Raw genomic sequence first — 17,999 nt, 5'->3', positions numbered from 1 at the left:
GGACGACGTCCACGGGGCCGGTCGCTTGTCCGGCCGGCTGACCGAGGCGGACCTGCTCGCGCAGCGGTCAGGTCCGCGCGGCGGCGAGGAACTCGTGGGCACCGCGTAGCCGGGTGGTCAGCCGGGCACGGGTCCGGGCGCAGTCCAGCCGCAGCTCGGCCGGTCCGGGGACGCCGCTGGCGGCACGTCGGCCGGTGGGCAACGCCGTGGGGTCGAGGCCGTCTCGGCGGGCGATGAGCACCCCCAGGCGATGCCGGCTGATCGCGTCCGGACCGGCGACGTGGTGGATCCCGGAGTACGGCGACCCGGCGAGTTCGCGCAGCGCAGCGGCGAGGTCGGCGACGTGCACCGGGCACCGCACGTCGTCGGTGAACAGCACACCGGTGCCGACGCCGGCAGCCAGAGCGTGCACGTGTCGCTCGTGGACGGACTCGCCGTACCCGATGATCAGTGACGTCCGGGCAATGACGGCGTCGGGGGTGATCGCCGCGACCGCCGTCTCAGCCGCGGCCTTGGCCGCACCGTACGGCGTCGTCGGGTCCGGTGGGCACGTCTCGTCGTAGGCGACCGCCGCACCGGCGAAGACCGCGTCGCTGGAGACGTGGACGAGCCGGGCCGCCACCGCCGCAGCGGCGAGGGCGACGTGAGCACCGCCGTCGGCGGTGCTCGCCCAGTCGCTCTGGCGGTAGGCGGCGTTGACGATCACGTCGGGCCGGGCCGTGGCGGCGACACGGGCGACATCGTCACGGATGCGGATGTCGAGCGCGTGCCAGTCGACTCCGGCGCCGAGATCATCGCTGGGCGGACGGCGGTGGAAGGTCGCGGCCACCCGGTGCCCGGCACACCGCGTCTGACGAACGATCTCCCGGCCGAGGAACCCACTGCCACCCACCACGAGAAGCCTCACGCGACCACGGTAGGCCCGGCGGTCCGCCCGCGCGTCGCACGCTACGTCGACCGGTCGAGGCCGACGCGCACCCGGCCGGTCTCGTACGCCCAGATCGCGACCTCGACGCGATTGCGGACGCCGAGCTTGGTCATCAGGGCGGCCAGGTGGCTCTTGACCGTGCTGAGGCTGATGTGCAGTTCGCCGGCGATCTCGGTGTTGGTGCGGCCACGGGCGACGGCGACCAGCACCTGCTCCTCGCGGTCGGTCAACGGATCGAGCGGCTGGCGGACCGGTGCCACCGGACCGGCGGCGGCGAAGGCGCTGAGCAGGCGGGTGGTGACGGCCGGCGCGATGAGTGCGTCACCGGCGGCGGCGGCCCGGACGGCCTGGGTGAGCAGCGCCGTGCCGGCGTCCTTGAGCAGGAAACCCCGGGCACCCGCGCGCAGCGCTGCGTAGACGTACTCGTCGAGGTCAAAGGTGGTGATGACGACCACAGCGAGCGGATCGACGACGCCGGGACCAGCGAGGCGGCGGGTGGCCTCGATACCGTCCACGTCGGGCATCCGGATGTCGAACAGGCACACGTCGGGGCGCAACCGGTGGGCGAGGTCGACCGCCCGTCTGCCGTCGGCCGCAGCGCCGACGACCTCGATGCCCGGCTGGGCGTCGAGAATCATCGTCAGCCCGGTCCGCACGATCTCCTGGTCGTCGGCGACGACCACCCGGACGGTCACGTCCCGGCCCGACCGGTCGGAGCCTGGCGGGGCAGGGCCACGGCGACGGTCCAGCCCCGGTCGCGGTCCGGTCCGGCGTCGCAGGTGCCGCCGAGCAGAGCCGCCCGCTCGGTCATGCCGACGATGCCGAAGCCGCCGGTAGCGGCGGGCCGGGCCGCGCTGGTGTCGCCGTCGTCGCTGACCCGCAGCCGTACCGCGTCGGCGTCGACGTCGACGCGGACCTCGATCCGGGTGGCGTGCCGGGCGTGCCGTCGGGCGTTGGTCACCGACTCCTGGGCCAGCCGGTAGACCGCGGTGGCGACGGTCGACGGGACGTCGTCGACGTCGCCGTGCAGGGTGACGTCGACGACCGGTCCGGGCTGCGCCCGACTGGCGAGTCTCGCGACGTCGCCGATGCCGGGGTTCGGGGTGAGGTCCGCCGGGGCCAGGCGTCCGGCGGGTTCGCCGTGGCGCAGGCCGCGCACCATCAGTCGCATCTCGGCCAGGGCGCGGGTCGCCTCGGCCTCGATCACGGCCAGCGCGTCGAGGGCCGCCGCCGGTCGGGTCGGTGCCACCGCGATGCCCGCCTGGGCGCGGATCGCCATCGCCGACACGTGGTGGGCCACCGTGTCGTGCAGGTCGCGGGCGAGTCGTTCGCGTTCGGCCAGCTTGGCCTGGTCGAGTTCGCGGGCCCACAGCGTGGCCCGGTACCGCAGAGCGGTGGCCACGGCCATCGCGGCGGACACCACCACCGTCCCGCCGACCAGGTCGGCGAGGTCGAGGTGGCCGACCGCCGCCGACAGGCCCATCTTGGCCAGGATGACCGCCGTTCCGGCGATGATCTGCCGGCCGGAACCCCAGCGGTACAGCGCGTACGGCAGGATCAGCAGGTAGACGCCGGTGACCAGCTCCGGTTCGTGGCCGGCCAGCAGCGCGGCCACGGCGGTGACCGGGAAGGCCACGGCGACCATCAGCAGCGGCCTGGTCCGCCGCCACCACAGCGTCGGCGCCAACACCAGGGCGACGATCAACGAGTACGCGGGCGACACCAGGTCGGTGCGCAGCAGCCCTTCGAGGGTCGCCGCGACCCAGACCGCGCCGAGCAGCAGCCAGTCCCGCCAGACCCGCGTCGGTGGGTCGGCGACGGCGGGCTCGGCCCACACCGACCGCAGCAGCGCACGCACACCGCGATCGTACGCAGCGGGCGTTCACGGCGTACCGGCCAGAAGTACGACGAGCTGCCCCGTCCAACGGCGGGGACGACGCCGGCCCACGCGGCGATGACCGCTCGCCGCGCCGCCGCGACGATCGATCCATGCCAACAGCCGTACCGAATCCACGGTCGATGCCCCGGTCCACCGCCCGCACCGTCGCCGGCCGGTCCTCTCCCGCCAACTGGCTGATCCCCACCGGGCTGGTGCTGCTCGCCGTCGTACCGGTGGTCGCCGGCAGCCTGCGACTGGCCGAGCTGGTCGGTGGGCCGCCCATCGTGCCCGACGGCGACCGGGTCACCTCGGCCCCGGTGGCGCTGGTGACGCACATCGTCGGTGTCACCATCTTCAGCCTCGTCGGGGCGTTCCAGTTCGCGCCGGGTCTGCGGCGACGCCGCCGGGCCTGGCACCGGGCCGCCGGGCGAGTCCTGGTGGTCTGTGGGTTGCTCACCGCCGGGACCGGTCTGTGGCTGACCCTGTTCCTGCCGCCGGCGGCGGTCGACAGCGAGCTGCTGGTCGCCATCCGGGTGGTGGTGAGCGTGGCGATGGCGGCGTGCGTCGTGGTCGGCTTCGTCGCGGTCCGACGCCGTGACTTCGCCGCGCACCGGGCCTGGATGATCCGGGGTTACGCGATCGGGATGGGCGCGGGCACCCAGTTCTTCACCCAGCTGGCCTGGCTGGCCGTGGTCGGCCCGGTGACGGCGTCGGGCCGGACCGGCACCATGGCCGCCGGGTGGCTGATCAACGTGGTGGTGGCGGAGTGGGTGATCCGGCGGCGCGCCGCCGGCTCTCGCCGGCGGCGCGACACGGTACGGGTCAGCGGATCCGCTCGACCACGACCCGCCGGATGACGAACTTGCCCGGTTCCCGGACCTGTTCGAAGGCGGCGTCGTTGAGCAGCACGCAGCTGGCCGACGGGCTGGTCACCATGACGGTGATGCTCCGGTCGTTGTCGAGGTTGGTCACCTTGAGCACGGTGCCGATGGGGAAGGTGCCGCTGGAGGCGGCCGGCGCGGCGTCCTCGTTGAACAGGGTGACCGTCGATCCCGCGCAGACGACCTCACCGGTTGCGGGCGCACCGGTGTCCGGCGCGGCACCGGTGCCCGTACCGCCGGTGGGTGCCGGCTGCGGCGTCGCCGGGGCCGCGACGGGGACGTCGACCTGTACGTCGGCCGTGCAGCCGGCGGCGGCCCGCCGCTGCTGGATCAGGTCGACGACGGCCTGCCGGTTGGCGATCCGGTCGGCGGACAGGGCGTCCGGGTTGGCGCGCTGGTCGGCGATGAAGCTGAGATTGTTACGCAGCGCGGTGTCCAGCCCGGCGCAGTTCTCCCCCGCGTTGCCCAGCCCGGTGCCGACCGCCAGTCCACCGCCGAGCAGGGCGGCGGCCGCCACCCCGATGAACACCTTGCGTGCCCGTCCACTTCTGACGTCCCACCCGTACATGCGTCCGCTCCTCTCGTCTCACCGCTGCGCAGGACGCAGCCCACCGACCGGTACGGGCGGCGAGGACGAGTGGATCTACCGCAGGGCTGAAGTTTTGCTTAAGAATCCTCACAGAGGCAACGGTGATGCCCAGCGGACGGCGACCTACCGGGCGGCCGGGGTCCGCACCACCAGGCGGTCCAGCAGGTCACGGCTGGCGGCGGCGACGGCGGCGACGGCCGCGTCGAACGCTTCGGCGTTGTGTGCGGCCGGCTGCCGGAACCCGGAGATCTTCCGTACGTACTGTAGGGCGGCGGCCTCGATGTCGGCGTCGGTCACGTCCGGGGTGTACGGCTCACGCAGTGTCTTGATGCTTCGGCACATGGGCTCCATCGTGCCTGACCCGGCGTCGTCACGGGAACCCGAGTTGACATCACTAGCTAGCATAAATAGCCTTATGGCTATGCAAGTTAGCATACCGCCTTGTCTCGGCGGCCGGTGTGCCTAGGGTCGGACTCACCCCGGACGCCCTGGTGGACGCCGCGATCGCCCTCATCGACGAGCACGGCCTCGACGCGCTGACGCTCAGCGCACTAGCCGGCCGGGTCGGCGTCGCCGCCCCGTCGCTCTACAAGCACGTCGGCGGCGGACTCACCGAACTGCGCACCCTCGTCGCCGTACGGGTGCTCGACGAGGTCGCCGACGAACTCACCCGGCACACCCTCGGGCTGAGCCGCGACGCCGCCGTCGCCGCGCTGATGCGCGCCAGCCGCGGCTACGTACGTCGGTATCCGGCCCGTTGGGCGGCGATGCCCGCCGACCCGCTGCGCGAGCCGGCCACGGCCGCCGCCGGCACCCGGCTGCTGGAGGTGTTCCTGGCTGTACTGCGCGGCTACGGGCTGGACCCGGCCGCAGCCGTCCACGCCACCCGCTGTCTACGGGCGACCGTACACGGCTTCGTCGCGTTGGAGGTCGCCGGCGGCTTCGGCCTGCCCGAGGACCTGGAGCAGACGTACGACCGGCTCATCGCGATGGTCGTCACCAGCATGCCGCGCGACTGATCAGGGCCCGACCGTCAGGGCCCGACCGGGGGGTGACGCGGGCCGGGTAACCGCCGGCGCGCGGCGGCGACCAGCCGGGCCGCGATCCGCGGCCGTGCCGCCCAGTGCAGATGCAGGTACGACGCGTGCACCCCGGCGGCGACGAAACCCTCCGGCGCGGCCCCCCGCCACCCCCAGGCCGGTGCCGCGCCAGCGCGCGGCGACACCTCCGTGCGGTGGAACTCGTGCCCGGTCAACCGGCTGCCGGTCGGCAGCGCCACGCTGTCGTTCAGCGCCACCGCGTCGCGGTAGCCGAGGGTCAACCGGGACGTCATCCGGGCGTCCGCCGGCAGCACCCCGCACATCGGGGCCCCGTCGAGGGTGCGGCACAGCCACAGCAGGCCGGCACACTCGGCGACGACCGGCGCTCCGGTGGCGGCGACCGCCGCCACCTGCGAGCGCAACCCGACGTTGGCGCTCAGCTCACCGGCGTACACCTCGGGGAAGCCGCCGCCGACGACGAGCGCCGCCGTGCCGACCGGCAGCTGCTCGTCACGGACCGGATCGACGGTACGCACCTCGGCCCCGGCCGCCGTCAACAGCTCCACGGTCTCCGGGTAGCCGAAGCTGAACGCCGGGCCGGCGGCGACCGCGACGACCGGTCGGCCGTCGGCCGGTCCTGGCTGCCCGCCGGCGCCCACCCCGGCACCGAGGTCGGGGGCATCGTGGACGGCAGCCGCCGGAGACCACCGTTCGACCGTCATCACGGCCGCCGTGCGCGCCACCGCCGCCACGGCGTCCAGGTCGACCGACGCGGCGACCAGCGCCGCCAACGCCTCGACCGAGGCGCGGGCCTCGGCGGTGCGTTCGACCGCCGGCACCAGACCCAGGTGCCGCGAGGGGGTGTCGACCGACGGCTGTCGACGTAGCACCCCGAGCACCGGGGTGCCGACCTCCGCGCAGGCGTCCCGCAGCACCTGTGCGTGCCGGTCGGAGCCGACCCGGTTGAGAATCACCCCGGCGATGTGGACCTGACCGAACGACCGGAAGCCGTGCACCAGGGCAGCCACCGACCGGCTCTGCCCGGCCGCGTCGACGACCAGCAGCACGGGCGCGGCCAGCAGCGCCGCGACGTGCGCGGTGGAACCGACGTCACCGGCACCCACCCGGCCGTCGTAGAGACCCATCACGCCCTCGATCACGGCCAGATCGACGCCGGCGACACCGTGCGCGAACAGCGGCGCGACCAGGTCCTCGCCGACCAGCACCGGGTCCAGGTTGCGGCCCGGCCGACCGGCGGCGAGCGCGTGGTAGCCGGGATCGATGTAGTCCGGGCCGACCTTGAACCCGGCGACCCGGACCCCACGTTCGGCGAAGGCGGCGAGCAGGCCGGTGGCCACCGTGGTCTTGCCGTGGCCGGAGCCGGGTGCGGCGATCACCACCCGGGGTACGGCTACCACTCGATGCCCTGCTGACCCTTGCGTCCGGCATCCATCGGATGCTTGACCTTGGTCATCTCGGTCACCAGGTCGGCGAGGTCGATCAGCTCCGGCGCGGCGTCGCGGCCGGTGATCACCACATGCTGGCTGCCCGGCCGGTCGCGTAGCACCGACACCACCTCGGCGACGTCGATCCAGCCCCACTTGATCGGGTAGGTGAACTCGTCCAGCACGTAGAACCGGTACGCCTCGGCGGCCAGGTCCCGACGGATCTGCGCCCAACCTTCGGCGGCCTCGGCGGCGTGGTCGCGTTCGGTGCCGGGGCGCTGGATCCAGGACCAGCCCTCCCCCATCTTGTGCCAGGTCACCGGCGCCCCTCGGCCCGACTCACCGAGGGTACGTAGGGCCGCCTCCTCACCCACCTTCCACTTCGGAGACTTGACGAACTGGTAGACGACCACCGGCCAGCCGGTCGACCAGGCCCGCAGCGCCATCCCGAACGCCGCCGTCGACTTGCCCTTACCGGGGCCGGTGTGCACCGCGAGCACCGGCTGGCGACGCCGGGCCCGGGTGGTCAGCCCATCGTCGGGAACGTGTTCCGGTCTTCCCTGTGGCATCAGGCCGCCCTCAGCCGGTCGTGGACATCCGGACCCGACGCCGCCAACGCGGCCAGCGGCAGCCACTGCGCGGTGAAGCCGGCCGCGAGCCGGCGGGCCAGACCGAGCCGCACCGGGCCGGCCTCGCAGTCGAGCACCACCATCGGCGTACCGGCGAGCACCGGTGCCAGCGTCGTCGGGTCCGGTCCGGCGGTCGCCCGCCCGTCGGTGACCAGCAGGACCAGCGGCCGACGGCGCGGGTCCCGGCGGTGCTCGGCGGCGACGGTGGCCGCGGCGACGCGCAGCCCGGCGGCGATCGGGGTACGGCCACCGGTGCGCAGCTGCGCCAGCTTGGCGACGGCCACCTCGTGGCTGCTGGTCGGCGGCAGCACCACGTCGGCGGCGGCACCCCGAAAGGTGATCATCCCGATCCGGTCCCGCCGGTGGTAGGCGTCGCGCAGCAGCGACAGCACGGCGGTCTTGACCACCGTCATTCGCTGCCGGGCCGCCATCGACCCAGAGGCGTCGACCACGAACAGGATCAGGTTCGCCTCCTGGCCGACGTAGCGGGCCTGGCGCAGGTCGGCGGGGGTGATCCGGCGGGCACCCCGGGACGCGGCGGCGCGCACCGTTGCCGGTAGATGCACCGTCGACGGCCGTCCGGTCGGCGACCCGGCGCCGACTACCCGGCCCCGGTCGGCGTGGGCCGCCGAACGTCGGCCGGGCGTCGCGCCCGCACCGAGCCCGGGGAGCCGCAGTGTCCGGGGCCGGTACGCGGGCCCGGCCGCCGCCGGAGCCGGACCGCCCGGCGGTACGCCGTCCGGCTGCTCGGCACCGACCGCCGGACCGTCGGCGTCTGCCGTAGCTGGCTCAGGATGCCGGCCGGCGTCCGAGTCGGGCGCGCCGGGTGGCGGCCCACCGTCCGAGTCGGGCGGGCCGGGTGGCGGCCCACCGTCCGGTAGTGGCGGACCCGGCGGCGGAGGAGGATCGGGATCGTCGCCGCACTCGTCACGCAGCACCTCGTCGAGGCGCTGCTCGTCGGCGCCGGGCGGGTCGAGCGGGTCACGGCGCCGCCGGTGCGGCAGCGCCAGCCGGGCTGCCTCGGCGACCTCGGCGGCGGTGACCGCCGGTTGGCCCCGCCAGGCGGCCAGCGCGACGGCGGCGCGGGCCATCACGATGTCGGCCCGCATACCGTCCACCTGGTACGCCAGGCAGATCCGGGCGATCCGGTCGATCTCGGCATCGGGCAGCGTGACCGCAGGCAGGGCCGCCCGCGCATCGCGTACCCGCAGTGCGAGCTGGTTGTCGGCGGACTGCCAGCGGTCCGCGAACGCCACCGGGTCGGTCTCGTACGCGAGCCGACGGCGCACCACCTCGGCCCGGTCCGCCACCAGGGTCGGTGCGGCCACCGACACCATCAGCCCGAAGCGGTCCAGCAACTGTGGACGCGGCTCGCCCTCCTCCGGGTTCATCGTGCCGACCAGCAGGAACCGGGCGGCGTGGCTGACCGACACCCCGTCGCGTTCGACGTGGGCCCGGCCCATCGCCGCCGCGTCCAGCAGCAGGTCCACCAGATGGTCCGGCAACAGGTTGACCTCGTCGACGTAGAGCAGGCCCCGGTGCGCGGCGGCGAGCAGCCCCGGCTCGTACGCCTTCACGCCGGCGCTGAGCACCCGCTGGATGTCGAGGGTGCCGACCACCCGGTCCTCAGTGGCGCCGACCGGCAACTCGACCAGTGCGGCCGGGCCGCCACGCGCGGTCACCGGCGCGGTGTGCGGCCCGTCCGGGCAGGCCGGGTCCGGGGCCGCCGGGTCGCAGGCGAACCGGCAGCCGAGCACCCGGTCGACCTCCGGTAGCAGCCCGGCCAGCGCGCGGACGACCGTCGACTTTGCGGTGCCCTTCTCACCCCGGATGAGCACTCCGCCGATGCCGGGGTGCACCGCGGCGAGCAGCAGGGCCTGCCGCAGGTCGGGCAGGCCGACGACGGCGGTGAACGGGTACGGCGTCATGGCAGGGGCCGACAGGTGTGCATGGTGAATCCCTCCCGCGGGTGTCCACGCCCGCGTACCGGTGGACCAGCGAGCGGCCGGAGTCTCCTGGCTGCCGGATCGACGTCGCGTCCCGAGCCTTCCCGCCATCGGGGCAGTGGCTGTCTCAGGGGGACGCGACTCACCGGTCACAGTGGCGGGACCGCCCCGGATTCGCACCGGGTTCCTCCGCGCACCGCTCGTGCCGGTCATGCTCCCCCACCCGCGGTCCACCGTCAATGTGGCGCCGGTCCCGTTGCCGGCCACGGCCACAGCCATTGCCCGGCCGGTCACGACGGCGGTACGCTGCGCATGCCACGGTGTTCGGGAAGCCGGTGTGAGTCCGGCGTGGTCCTCGCCACTGTGACCGGGAAGTGTCCGATCCACCATGCCACTGGGCCGACGACGGTCCGGGAAGGCGGGACGGCTGCGACGATCCGGGAGCCAGGAGACCGGCCGTGGCACGCACCGCATCGCCACGAGGCATGGACGAGGGGATTTCCTGGCATGACTGCACCTTCTGTCGGCGGAGAGGTCACCACCACCGCCATCCGCGTACCGCTCGCCGGTTGGTTGCTGGCCGCCGTCGCGGCGGTCGTCATCTACCTGGTCGCGCAGGACAACGGGCTGGTGCTGGCCGGTGCCGCCGAGTTCATGCACGAGTTCACCCACGACGGCCGGCACGCCCTCGGCGTACCGTGCCACTGAGCGGCGGCCAAGCTCCGATGACTACCTACCCGTTCCGCGCGGTGCTGGGCCGCGGACTGCTCGCCGGTACGGCCGCCGGCGCGGCAGGTGCGGTGGCGGCCCTGCTGATCGTCGAACCGCAGATCGAGTCGGCGCTGGTCGTCGAGGAGGCCCGCGCTGCGACCGGGACGGCCGGACACAGCCACGACGAGGAGTTGGTCGGTCGGGCCATGCAGGTCCTCGGCGGGCTGGTCGCCACCGTCGCGGTGGCGCTGTGCCTGGCGTTGATCGTCGCCGTGGTCTTCGCGGCGACCCGGCACCTGCTGCCCGGCCGCGACGACTTCCGCCGCGTGGGGCTGCTCGCCGGGCTCGGCTTCGTCGTGGTGGCGCTGCTACCGGCGATCCACTTCCCGGCCAACCCGCCGGGCGTCGGCGACCCGGACACCGTCAACCAGCGCACCGGGCAGTATCTGTCGTTCATCATCGCCGCGGCCGCCGTCACCTGGCTGGCGCTGCTGACCCACCGGCGGCTGACCGGCTGGGCGCGGCCGGCTCCCTACCGGACGGTGGTCGCGGCGGCGCTGGCCGTCGTCGGGTACGCCCTGCTGCTGGCGTTCTCGCCGGCAACCGGGGTCGACGTGCCCGCCGATATCCCGGCGGCGCTGCTGTGGGAGTTCCGGCTCGCCTCGCTGGCGCAGCTCGCCACGATGTGGACGGTTTTCGGGGTGGTGTTCGGACTGCTGCTCACCCCGGCCCGGACCGGTGACCGGCGGCCCACGCTCGCCAACGTCGCGTGACGGCGGAGCTTGGCCCGGCGGGACCGGCACCCGGGCACCCCGCCCGGGTGACCGTCTGCCGGGGCTGCTGCTGCGGCACCCGCCGCAAACACCCGGACGTCGACCACGACCGGCAGCTCGACCTACTGCGCGCGGCCGCGCCGGTACGGGTGTCCGACTGCCTCAACGCCTGTGACCGGTCCAATGTGGTGGTGGTGCAGCCAGCGGTGTTGGCCCGCCGACTGGGTGCCCGCCCGGTGTGGCTCGGCGGGGTGCACGACGAGACGGCACTGTCGAGCGTCGTCGACTGGATCGCCACCGGCGGGCCGGGCCTGGCCGCACCGCCGGACCGGCTCGCCGGGCTGCGCTTCGCCGCCCCCCGCTGGGGAAAGTCCGCCCCGACGTCCTGACCGCGTAGTGCCGTCGCTTGCCGGCCACCGCGTTCCGGCGGCCGACAAGCGACGCCCCCGAACGCGCGCCTGCCCGGATCACGGTCACCCATTGGCGCACGTTCGACAAGGTACGGCGCGAACCGATTGCACAATCGTGCAACCGTCCGGTGCCGTGGCTTCTCCCCTACGGCGTTGTTACTGTGCTGAGCTGACGGCTGTGACACGGGGAACGGGGAGCATCAGGACGCACGGCCCGACTGCGGTTGCACCACTGACCCGGTGGGGCGCCTCACCCGATGCCGATCTGGTCTACCGGGCGCTGACCATGCTCGGTGCCCGCAGCAGCGGTCAGTTCGCCCACGAGCTGGGGCTGACCCGCAAACGCGTCAAGGTCGCACTCGACGAACTGAACGGCCTGACGGCGGCCGTGCCGACCGCCGCCGGCTGGCGGCCGTTGCCAGCCGGTCCGGTCATCGCGCGGCTTCGCCGGCCAGCGCAGCCGGTACGGCGACAGGACGTCTGGCGCCAGCATTTCCGTACCGTGCACGGCATCGACCTGCCCGGCCCGGACGATCCGGCGGTACGCAGCCTGGGCAGCCGGGCCGCCGCCCGCGACCGGGTGCGGCGGCTGGTCGCCGCCGAACGGCACGAACATCTGACCATCAACACCGAAGTGATCAGCGCGGCGGCCTCGGCGGAGGCGATTCCGCTGGACCGCAGCCAGCTGGACAGGGGTATCCGGGTCCGGGTTCTGCAGCGGCCGCCCACCATCGACGACCACAGCCGCTATGATCCTCGTGGCAGCTACCCTGGCGTGACTGTCGGCAAGCGGCGTGTCCGCCACGCCGGTGGCCGCAGGTACGCCGACGCCGTCATGGGCGGCTTCGCCGATCCCCACCAGCGATCCGACCATCACGGACTGGTGGACTCCGGCTGGCTGCGCCACCGGCCAGTTGAGCGGCCTCGTGGCGGACCCCGACCTCGGTACGGTGCTGCCCGGGCGAGGCGGCGCTCTGCACCACCTACACGGACAACTACCGGTTCGGGGTCGCGGTGTTCCGCCCCGATGACAGGCCGGCCTTCGTCTTCCGCTCCCAGTTGGTGCCGTACCACCCGACCGACGCCTCACCGGTGCGGATCGTGTTTCCGGGCGGGGTGCCACCGGCGAACCGGGGCGTCTGTCTGATGCGCTCGGAGCAGGTCCGCCTGGCCTGCGTCGAACTCGTCGGTGAGCCGGACGGCACGGTGGCCGCCCGACCGATCCCGGTCGACCACCCGCTGGTCGTCAAAATGATCACCTTCGATGATCAGACGGAACTGCCCGTGCCGAGTCCGGGCTGCGCCAACTGTGTGGCGTTCCCCGAGGAACAGTGACCGCCGGGGCCGTCGGGCAGGCGGGACAGGTCCGGCTGCGGCAGCGTGCCACAGCCGGACCGGGGACGATCAGCGACCGGCGGTGCCGTAGTACGCGGTGCGCATGATCTGCTGCATGTCGTTGAGCATCGGCATCCGCAGGTTGGCCGGTGCGCACTGCGGCCATGCCGATCACCTCGTTCGGTCGGCACCGGCGGCACCCCGCCGCCGGTGCGCGACCTCATCGTCACCCGGTACGGTGATCGGTCGCTGCCGCCGTACGTGCCCGATCGCCGGGACCTAGGTCAGCCGACGATCGATCCACTGTGGCCGCTTGACTTTCCGGTCAGCTTGTGGAGCGCGCCGCCGCCAACTCCCGGGCCTTGGCCGGCCAGGTCGGCAGGCTGGCAGTGGCCCGTACCCCGGCGGCGCGGACCGCCGCGCGCAGCGCCGCCTCGTCGGTCGCACCCAACTGCTCGTACGTGCGGATCCCGGCGGACTGCAGGGCGGCGGCCATCTTCGGCCCGATGCCCTCGATGCGCCGGAAGTCGTCCGCCGGCCCAGCCTCGGGGGCGGCGGGCGACTCAGCGGTAGACGGCTCGACGGCGGCGGGCGGGTCGACGGCGGGCGGGTCGACGGCGGGCGGGTCGACGGCCGGCACCTGCTCAGGGCTGGCCGCATCGGCGGTAGTGGCCGGCTCGACACTGGCCGGCTCGACACTGACCGGCTCAACACTGACCGGCTCGGCCGTGTCATCCGCAGCGGGCTCGACGGGAGTCTCGGTGGCGGGCTCGGTCTTGACCGGGTCGGCCGGCGATGCGGGTTCCGGACGGGCCGGGTCGGCCGGCGACGGCTCCTCCGAGGTGGTGGTCGGCGGCTCGACGGCGGCAGCCGCCTCAGGCTTCACCGGGGCGTCCTTGCCGGCGGCGGACCGGCGGCTCATCACGAGCCACCCCGCGACTGCACCGAGCAACACCACGACCAGCAGAATCAGTATGTTTCCGAGGGACCAGTCCACGGCAAACCTCCAGCACCAAAAGTCAGAATCGCGAAAGGGTCTCGTTGTGGCCTTGTCGCTGTCAACCTACGGGCAGTCGCAAGGCGCTTCGAGGGCAGGTCGGTCCCGCTACTCTTCGCCAACCACAGTGGGACGGTGCGTGCCACCGAAGAACGGGGAGCGCACTCCCCGCGGGTGCAGTTCAGCCGGGTCCACGTCACCTGACTCGACCCGCCCGGTGACCGCGCGTACCAACGTCGGCCGGTCCCATCCACGCGCCGCCCGCAGCGGTGCCAGTGTGGTGCCCGCCGACAGCGCCACCACCAGGTCCGCCGCCGGCGCAGTCAGCCACGACGCCATGTTGAGGCCGTCGGCCAGGTCAACACCGTGGACGGCGAGCTCGACGACCCGGGTGGCCTGGAAGTCGGTCAACGTCATCAGGTCACCGTGCCGGGTGACGACCATTCGGTCCGGCGGCTGCGCGGTGACCCGGGCGGCGGCGGTCGCTGCCCGCGCCGCCAGTTCGTCGACAGCGGCGGTGACCGTCCGGGCCGCCGCCCACCGCTGAGCGTCGGCGATCCGCCCGCCGTCCGCGTCGGGACGGAACCGGGCGTCGGGCGCGTAGTAGCCGACCGCGTCCACCGGACCGTCCGGACCGGCGGCGGGTGCGCCGTCGTCGAGCATCTCGACGGTACGGGACAGCGCGATCACGGTGTGTGCAAGCAGTTCCTTGACCGTCCACGGGGCGCATCTGGTCGGGCGGTCGAAGTCCGCACCCGGTACGGCCCGTAGCGCGTCGACCGCGGCCCGGCTCTCCGCAGCGTAGGCGATGGCCACCTCGTCGGACCGCCAGATCCGCTGCACGACACGGAACCGTTCGGCCACCAACATCGTCCGGTCGTCGACAGTGAACGTCTCGTCACCGAGAGCAGCCCGCATCGGCGTCGAGTGCCAGAAGTCGACGTGGGCGCGGCGCCACCCGGCGACGTCAACGAACCCTTCGCCTTCGTCGACGGCGTGGGCGAGGTCCACCTCCGCCAGTGAAACCACCCGTACCCCGGTAGTTTCCAGTACCGCGCAGGGCCGGTCCGCCGAATCCACCAGAACCGACCGGGCCCCCACGACCGGCAGCGGCTCGTTGTCGAGCTCGTACTCGCGCAGCAGCCCGGACGTGGCCGTCTTTTCGCCGGTGAGGATCGCCGCGACCAGCCGGTCGCGCAGCGGACCGGGAAAAGCGAACTCGGCCTTCGGTTCATGGTCGACGCGGTGCGGCACGTCCTGCCCGGCATCACGGTCCGCCTCGGTCGCCACAGCCGCAGTGTACTGGCTGCGGTGCCGCCTGGTCCCGTCCACGATCGTGTGCTGCCCGCCAACGACCGTCGCGCAATTGACGTGACTGGCCACGACCAGGTAGGCCACGATGGGCCGGTGACGACGTCAGATCGGCGCGCCGTGGCGCTGCACCCGATGACCCAGGCCGAGTACGACGTACGCATTCCCGCGCTGGTGGCGGGCTATGCCGACAACCTGCTGCGGTCCGGGCGCGCCACCACCGCGACGGCGCTGACCGAGTCCCGCCGCCAGCACGCCGAGTTACTGCCCGACGGGCTGGCCACCGAGCGGATGCTGTTCCTGGTGGCGCGGCCGGCGGATGTCGACGACGCGCGCCCGGTCGGCTGGATCTGGATCGGGCTACCGGACTCCGCCGAATCGGACCGGCCGGCCTGGATCTACAACATCGAGGTGGACGCCGCCCAGCGCGGCAACGGGTACGGGCGTGCCATCCTGGCCGCTGTCGAGCCGGTGCTGGCCACACGCGGAGTCACCCTGCTCGGGTTGAACGTCTTCGGGGACAACCTGGTGGCCCGTCGGCTGTACGAGTCGACCGGATTCACCGTCACCGCCCAGCAGATGGTCAAGCCGATCGGTATCGTGCCACAGGAGTCGGTATAGCGAAACCGGCGTACCGCTGCGGGAAATCGATGCCGGACTTAACGAGATTCGGCGGGTGGCGGGCGGCCCACCCGAAACTGCAGACCACCCCACCACAGCCCAGCTGGAGGCGGGGATCGAGCTGGCCGAGCTGCGCGCGTCCACCCTGCCAGCCCGCTGACCGGAGACTGACATCATGCTTCTGAACGGGCAGCCCGTCGATCTGGATCATCTGAAGATCCTGGGTCTTACCAACTACGGTCACTTCACGTCGATGCGAGTGGACGCCGGCCGGGTACGCGGACTCGCGCTTCACCTCGATCGGCTGACAAGGGACTGCCGTGCACTCTTCGGCGCGGAACTCGATCAGCACAAGGTGCGCAGCTATGTCCGTCACGTGGTGGGTTCCGCCGAGTCGACCGTCGCCAGGGTAACGGTGTTCGACCCAGATCTCGACCTGGGGCATCCCGCCAGCGCATCAAGCCCGCAGGTGCTCGTCACGGCGCGAGCGGTGTCGTCGGTCCCACCACAACCGCTGGTGCTCACCACTCGCTGCTACGAGCGGGACGTACCAGGTGTCAAGCACCTCGGCCTGTTCGCGACGGTGTTCCATCGCCGACAGGCCCAACTCGCTGGCTTCGATGACGTGCTGTTCGTAGACAGGGAGGGTTTCATCTCCGAAGGGGCGACCTGGAACGTCGGCCTGATCGAAGGGGACGACATCGTGTGGCCGCAGGCACCGGTGTTGCCGGGAGTCGCGATGGCGTTGATCCGTCAAGAGCGCCCAGGGCATGAGCGCCGCGTCAACGTGGCGGAGCTGGACCGCTACACCGCAGCGTTCGCCACCAACGCCACGGTTGGAGTCCGGGCTGTCACCGCGATCGACGCCATCCGATGGTCCGGCATGACGCCGCTGGTCGAGCAGATCCGCAAGGACTACAGTGCCATCCCCGGCGAGCCGCTCTGATGCGCTGCAGGTAGGTACATACACCTGGCCCCGGCAGTTCCGCGCACCCGCTACCGGAAGGGATCCTTCCCTTTGCGGGAACCATCCCCTGCCTCCCCTCTTGACATTTCCTCGTTGACGTAAGTCCCCGGCCGGGTCAGGAATTGTTCGACGCAGATGATTCAAGGCGGCATTCGCCAGGCGGGATACTGTCCAAACTCGATTTCCACCATAAGCAGTTCGCGCTACCACACATCGATCGTGCGCCACTTCGGGGGTATCATGCAGAACCATCCGCTCACCGCAGCACGCGAACGCCTGGGCCTGACCCGCCGGCAACTCACCGACGACGTCAACAGATTCAGGTGTGGCACCAGCAGCCGGGCCGGGCCACCGTGCTCCGGGCTCAGGTCGGCGTCGTCGTAGCGGTAGGCGATCCATGCCTGCCCGTCGAGCAGGTCGGCCAGCGGAAGGTTTGTGGTGTAACCGCCATACGAGTGGGCAAGGGCGTAGTCGGCGCTGGTGTCGATGTCGGCCAGCAGGGTGTCGAGGGAGACGCCGTGCCAGCGGGTGCCGAGCTTGGACCACTTGGTCACGCAGTGCAGGTCGACGGTGATGTCCTCACTGGGCAGGTCGAGCAGCACCGGAAAGTCATCGGTCAGATACTGACCCGGCGGCAGGGTGACAGCGCCGGAAGAACGTGGACGGCCCTGCAAGCCGGGCGACACGATACCCATCGGACCGTCGTACCATCTGGCCGGGCGCTCCCGCCAGCATCGGTGGGGATTGCACCCGTCCGAGGTGCCGGGCCACGACCCCTCAGAGGTCGAACAGGTCCCGCATCGCCTCTTCCAGGCGGGCCATGCTGGCGCCGGTGACCATGCCGACCCGCTCCGCCCCGGATCTGCCGGAGATGCGGCGCATCCGGTTGACCACGACGACGCCGGACAGCGGATCGGTCTCGGCCAGCGGCACCACGAACGGCGGCAGGCTGGTGGCACCGCGCTGGCGGACGATCGGCGCGCAGTACGGGGCTGCCCTGGGTCGCTCGTTGTGCGTGTCGCCGGACAGCACCACCACCCGGTAGCGCAGGTCGGAGCGCTCGCCGACGGTCCAGATCTCGCCGCGGTTCACGCCGCGTCAGACAGGTCGGACCAGCCGGACTCCAGCGTGTCGGCGAGTTCGTCGAAGCCGTCCAGTTCGTCGCGGACCTCCGGGTTGGCGGCCAGCCACTCCTCGTGTGCCCGGGCGGCGTCGCGGCGGACTTCCCGGCGGGCGGCACGGTCGATCCAGTCGGAGAGTGTCATCCCGTCCCGTTCGGCAGCGGCCCGCGCCCTGGCCAGGGTCTGCGGGCTCAGCCGCAGGGTGACCATCTCTGCCATGCCGCGATGGTACGACCCGGTCGGCCGGTGTGCCGCCCCGGCCCGGCCCGGGGCGGCCGGCATGTCGCGCAATCGTGACGTTCAAGCCGGCCATTGGCGCATGCAACTGGCTCCCGAGCTGCATCGACAAGCGCTTCCTGTGGCCCAGGACACACGGGCGGCACCGGCGGGCCCGGCTGACCCTGTGGTCCGTCGGA

Annotated in this window: 21 protein-coding genes, 2 pseudogenes and 2 riboswitches; of the genes and pseudogenes, 8 read left to right on the top strand and 15 right to left on the bottom strand. The window is 72.6% G+C overall.

Features of this window, described 5'->3' with window-relative positions; genetic code table 11:
* Positions 1-67: 67 nt before the first annotated feature.
* From O7610_RS05960 to O7610_RS05950, 3 genes are read right to left on the bottom strand one after another with little or no spacing between them, the layout of a single operon-like run.
* Complete coding sequence (locus O7610_RS05960; RefSeq protein WP_289212779.1) at positions 68-907, bottom strand: sugar nucleotide-binding protein; 840 nt, start codon at positions 905-907, stop codon at positions 68-70.
* Positions 908-948: 41 nt separating this feature from the next.
* Positions 949-1,623 (bottom strand): response regulator transcription factor, encoded by a 675-nt coding sequence (locus tag O7610_RS05955; RefSeq protein WP_289212778.1) that lies wholly within the window; start codon positions 1,621-1,623, stop codon positions 949-951.
* The gene (locus tag O7610_RS05950) at positions 1,620-2,786 is read right to left on the bottom strand and encodes a sensor histidine kinase (RefSeq protein WP_281554730.1); all 1,167 of its coding nucleotides are present in this window, start codon (positions 2,784-2,786) and stop codon (positions 1,620-1,622) included. The genes O7610_RS05955 and O7610_RS05950 overlap by 4 nt, the downstream gene beginning before the upstream one ends.
* 131 nt (positions 2,787-2,917) lie before the next feature.
* Here O7610_RS05950 and O7610_RS05945 point away from each other — a divergent pair, with 131 nt between their 5' ends.
* Entirely contained in the window at positions 2,918-3,664 is a 747-nt protein-coding gene (locus tag O7610_RS05945) for a DUF2306 domain-containing protein (RefSeq protein WP_281554729.1), read from the top strand.
* Here the strand turns inward: O7610_RS05945 and O7610_RS05940 are convergent.
* Together O7610_RS05940 and O7610_RS05935 are read right to left on the bottom strand one after the other, a co-directional pair.
* Entirely contained in the window at positions 3,630-4,256 is a 627-nt protein-coding gene (locus O7610_RS05940; RefSeq protein WP_289212777.1) for an SCO2207 family protein, read from the bottom strand. The genes O7610_RS05945 and O7610_RS05940 overlap by 35 nt on opposite strands.
* A 144-nt stretch (positions 4,257-4,400) precedes the next feature.
* Positions 4,401-4,619, bottom strand: coding sequence for a DUF2277 domain-containing protein (locus O7610_RS05935; RefSeq protein WP_281554727.1), 219 nt, complete (start codon positions 4,617-4,619; stop codon positions 4,401-4,403).
* A 116-nt stretch (positions 4,620-4,735) separates the two neighbouring features.
* On the opposite strand from O7610_RS05935, the gene O7610_RS05930 reads away from it, so the two are divergent.
* Positions 4,736-5,296, top strand: a complete 561-nt coding sequence (locus tag O7610_RS05930; RefSeq protein ID WP_281554726.1) for a TetR/AcrR family transcriptional regulator — start codon at positions 4,736-4,738, stop codon at positions 5,294-5,296.
* A gap of 14 nt (positions 5,297-5,310) precedes the next feature.
* Here O7610_RS05930 and O7610_RS05925 read toward each other — a convergent pair whose 3' ends face one another.
* The 3 genes from O7610_RS05925 to O7610_RS05915 are packed head-to-tail and all read right to left on the bottom strand — an operon-like array spanning position 5,311 to position 9,319.
* Complete coding sequence (locus O7610_RS05925) at positions 5,311-6,735, bottom strand: cobyrinic acid a,c-diamide synthase CobB (RefSeq protein WP_281554725.1); 1,425 nt, start codon at positions 6,733-6,735, stop codon at positions 5,311-5,313.
* The gene (gene cobO, locus O7610_RS05920) at positions 6,729-7,331 is read right to left on the bottom strand and encodes a cob(I)yrinic acid a,c-diamide adenosyltransferase (RefSeq protein WP_289212776.1); all 603 of its coding nucleotides are present in this window, start codon (positions 7,329-7,331) and stop codon (positions 6,729-6,731) included. The genes O7610_RS05925 and cobO overlap by 7 nt, the downstream gene beginning before the upstream one ends.
* Positions 7,331-9,319, bottom strand: a complete 1,989-nt coding sequence (locus tag O7610_RS05915) for a VWA domain-containing protein (RefSeq protein WP_281554723.1) — start codon at positions 9,317-9,319, stop codon at positions 7,331-7,333. Before O7610_RS05915 ends, cobO begins: the two co-directional genes overlap by 1 nt.
* Positions 9,320-9,399: 80 nt before the next feature.
* A riboswitch (cobalamin riboswitch) is annotated at positions 9,400-9,527 on the bottom strand.
* A gap of 111 nt (positions 9,528-9,638) precedes the next feature.
* Positions 9,639-9,812, top strand: a riboswitch (cobalamin riboswitch).
* 32 nt (positions 9,813-9,844) lie between these two features.
* Here O7610_RS05915 and O7610_RS05910 point away from each other — a divergent pair.
* From O7610_RS05910 to O7610_RS05900, 3 genes are read left to right on the top strand one after another with little or no spacing between them, the layout of a single operon-like run.
* Entirely contained in the window at positions 9,845-10,045 is a 201-nt protein-coding gene (locus tag O7610_RS05910; protein WP_281554722.1) for a CbtB-domain containing protein, read from the top strand.
* Between the two features lie 17 nt (positions 10,046-10,062).
* A complete protein-coding gene (locus O7610_RS05905; RefSeq protein WP_289212775.1) occupies positions 10,063-10,821 on the top strand; it encodes a CbtA family protein in 759 nt (252 codons plus the stop codon).
* A 47-nt stretch (positions 10,822-10,868) separates the two neighbouring features.
* The gene (locus O7610_RS05900) at positions 10,869-11,210 is read left to right on the top strand and encodes a hypothetical protein (protein ID WP_289212774.1); all 342 of its coding nucleotides are present in this window, start codon (positions 10,869-10,871) and stop codon (positions 11,208-11,210) included.
* Positions 11,211-11,481: 271 nt separating this feature from the next.
* Here O7610_RS05900 and O7610_RS05895 read toward each other — a convergent pair whose 3' ends face one another.
* The gene (locus O7610_RS05895) at positions 11,482-12,105 is read right to left on the bottom strand and encodes a hypothetical protein (RefSeq protein WP_289212773.1); all 624 of its coding nucleotides are present in this window, start codon (positions 12,103-12,105) and stop codon (positions 11,482-11,484) included.
* A gap of 140 nt (positions 12,106-12,245) precedes the next feature.
* Between O7610_RS05895 and O7610_RS05890 the strand changes: the two genes are divergently transcribed.
* On the top strand, positions 12,246-12,566 hold the full coding sequence (locus tag O7610_RS05890; protein ID WP_289212772.1) for a hypothetical protein: 321 nt from the start codon (positions 12,246-12,248) through the stop codon (positions 12,564-12,566).
* A gap of 325 nt (positions 12,567-12,891) precedes the next feature.
* On the opposite strand, the gene O7610_RS05885 is transcribed toward O7610_RS05890, so the two are convergent.
* From O7610_RS05885 to O7610_RS05875, 3 genes and pseudogenes are all read right to left on the bottom strand, one after another.
* The gene (locus O7610_RS05885) at positions 12,892-13,488 is read right to left on the bottom strand and encodes a helix-hairpin-helix domain-containing protein (RefSeq protein WP_289212771.1); all 597 of its coding nucleotides are present in this window, start codon (positions 13,486-13,488) and stop codon (positions 12,892-12,894) included.
* Between the two features lie 183 nt (positions 13,489-13,671).
* A pseudogene (locus O7610_RS05880) lies at positions 13,672-14,355 on the bottom strand (maleylpyruvate isomerase N-terminal domain-containing protein); the annotation flags it as partial.
* 48 nt (positions 14,356-14,403) lie between these two features.
* A pseudogene (locus O7610_RS05875) lies at positions 14,404-14,817 on the bottom strand (ASCH domain-containing protein); the annotation flags it as partial.
* A gap of 153 nt (positions 14,818-14,970) precedes the next feature.
* Here O7610_RS05875 and O7610_RS05870 point away from each other — a divergent pair.
* Positions 14,971-15,495, top strand: coding sequence for a GNAT family N-acetyltransferase (locus O7610_RS05870; RefSeq protein WP_281554717.1), 525 nt, complete (start codon positions 14,971-14,973; stop codon positions 15,493-15,495).
* Between the two features lie 175 nt (positions 15,496-15,670).
* Positions 15,671-16,441 carry an aminotransferase class IV family protein gene (locus tag O7610_RS05865; RefSeq protein WP_281554716.1) on the top strand — a complete coding sequence of 257 codons (771 nt, stop codon included), beginning with the start codon at positions 15,671-15,673 and terminating at the stop codon, positions 16,439-16,441.
* Positions 16,442-16,665: 224 nt separating this feature from the next.
* Here the strand turns inward: O7610_RS05865 and O7610_RS05860 are convergent, their stop codons facing one another.
* The 3 genes from O7610_RS05860 to O7610_RS05850 form a co-directional block, all read right to left on the bottom strand.
* Positions 16,666-17,157, bottom strand: a complete 492-nt coding sequence (locus O7610_RS05860; protein WP_289212770.1) for a molybdopterin-dependent oxidoreductase — start codon at positions 17,155-17,157, stop codon at positions 16,666-16,668.
* Between the two features lie 82 nt (positions 17,158-17,239).
* Positions 17,240-17,554 (bottom strand): type II toxin-antitoxin system PemK/MazF family toxin, encoded by a 315-nt coding sequence (locus tag O7610_RS05855; RefSeq protein ID WP_278168906.1) that lies wholly within the window; start codon positions 17,552-17,554, stop codon positions 17,240-17,242.
* A complete protein-coding gene (locus O7610_RS05850) occupies positions 17,551-17,802 on the bottom strand; it encodes a hypothetical protein (RefSeq protein ID WP_289212769.1) in 252 nt (83 codons plus the stop codon). The genes O7610_RS05855 and O7610_RS05850 overlap by 4 nt, the downstream gene beginning before the upstream one ends.
* Positions 17,803-17,999 lie beyond the last annotated feature (197 nt).

Source organism: Solwaraspora sp. WMMA2065 (genome assembly GCF_030345075.1).
GTDB lineage: Bacteria > Actinomycetota > Actinomycetes > Mycobacteriales > Micromonosporaceae > Micromonospora_E.
The sequence above is the reverse complement of the archived record's forward strand: the minus strand, read 5'-3'. Positions and strand labels throughout refer to the sequence as shown.

Excerpts from the sequence above, each read along its gene's own strand:
- O7610_RS05860 (WP_289212770.1), bottom strand. The coding sequence starts at position 17,157 with ATGGGTATCGTGTCGCCCGGCTTGCAGGGCCGTCCACGTTCTTCCGGC.
- O7610_RS05895 (WP_289212773.1), bottom strand. The coding sequence starts at position 12,105 with ATGGTCGGATCGCTGGTGGGGATCGGCGAAGCCGCCCATGACGGCGTC.
- O7610_RS05885 (WP_289212771.1), bottom strand. The coding sequence starts at position 13,488 with ATGAGCCGCCGGTCCGCCGCCGGCAAGGACGCCCCGGTGAAGCCTGAG.
- O7610_RS05915 (WP_281554723.1), bottom strand. The coding sequence starts at position 9,319 with ATGACGCCGTACCCGTTCACCGCCGTCGTCGGCCTGCCCGACCTGCGG.
- O7610_RS05940 (WP_289212777.1), bottom strand. The coding sequence starts at position 4,256 with ATGTACGGGTGGGACGTCAGAAGTGGACGGGCACGCAAGGTGTTCATC.
- O7610_RS05905 (WP_289212775.1), top strand. The coding sequence starts at position 10,063 with ATGACTACCTACCCGTTCCGCGCGGTGCTGGGCCGCGGACTGCTCGCC.
- O7610_RS05865 (WP_281554716.1), top strand. The coding sequence starts at position 15,671 with ATGCTTCTGAACGGGCAGCCCGTCGATCTGGATCATCTGAAGATCCTG.
- O7610_RS05945 (WP_281554729.1), top strand. The coding sequence starts at position 2,918 with ATGCCAACAGCCGTACCGAATCCACGGTCGATGCCCCGGTCCACCGCC.
- O7610_RS05850 (WP_289212769.1), bottom strand. The coding sequence starts at position 17,802 with ATGGCAGAGATGGTCACCCTGCGGCTGAGCCCGCAGACCCTGGCCAGG.
- cobO (WP_289212776.1), bottom strand. The coding sequence starts at position 7,331 with ATGCCACAGGGAAGACCGGAACACGTTCCCGACGATGGGCTGACCACC.
- O7610_RS05935 (WP_281554727.1), bottom strand. The coding sequence starts at position 4,619 with ATGTGCCGAAGCATCAAGACACTGCGTGAGCCGTACACCCCGGACGTG.
- O7610_RS05910 (WP_281554722.1), top strand. The coding sequence starts at position 9,845 with ATGACTGCACCTTCTGTCGGCGGAGAGGTCACCACCACCGCCATCCGC.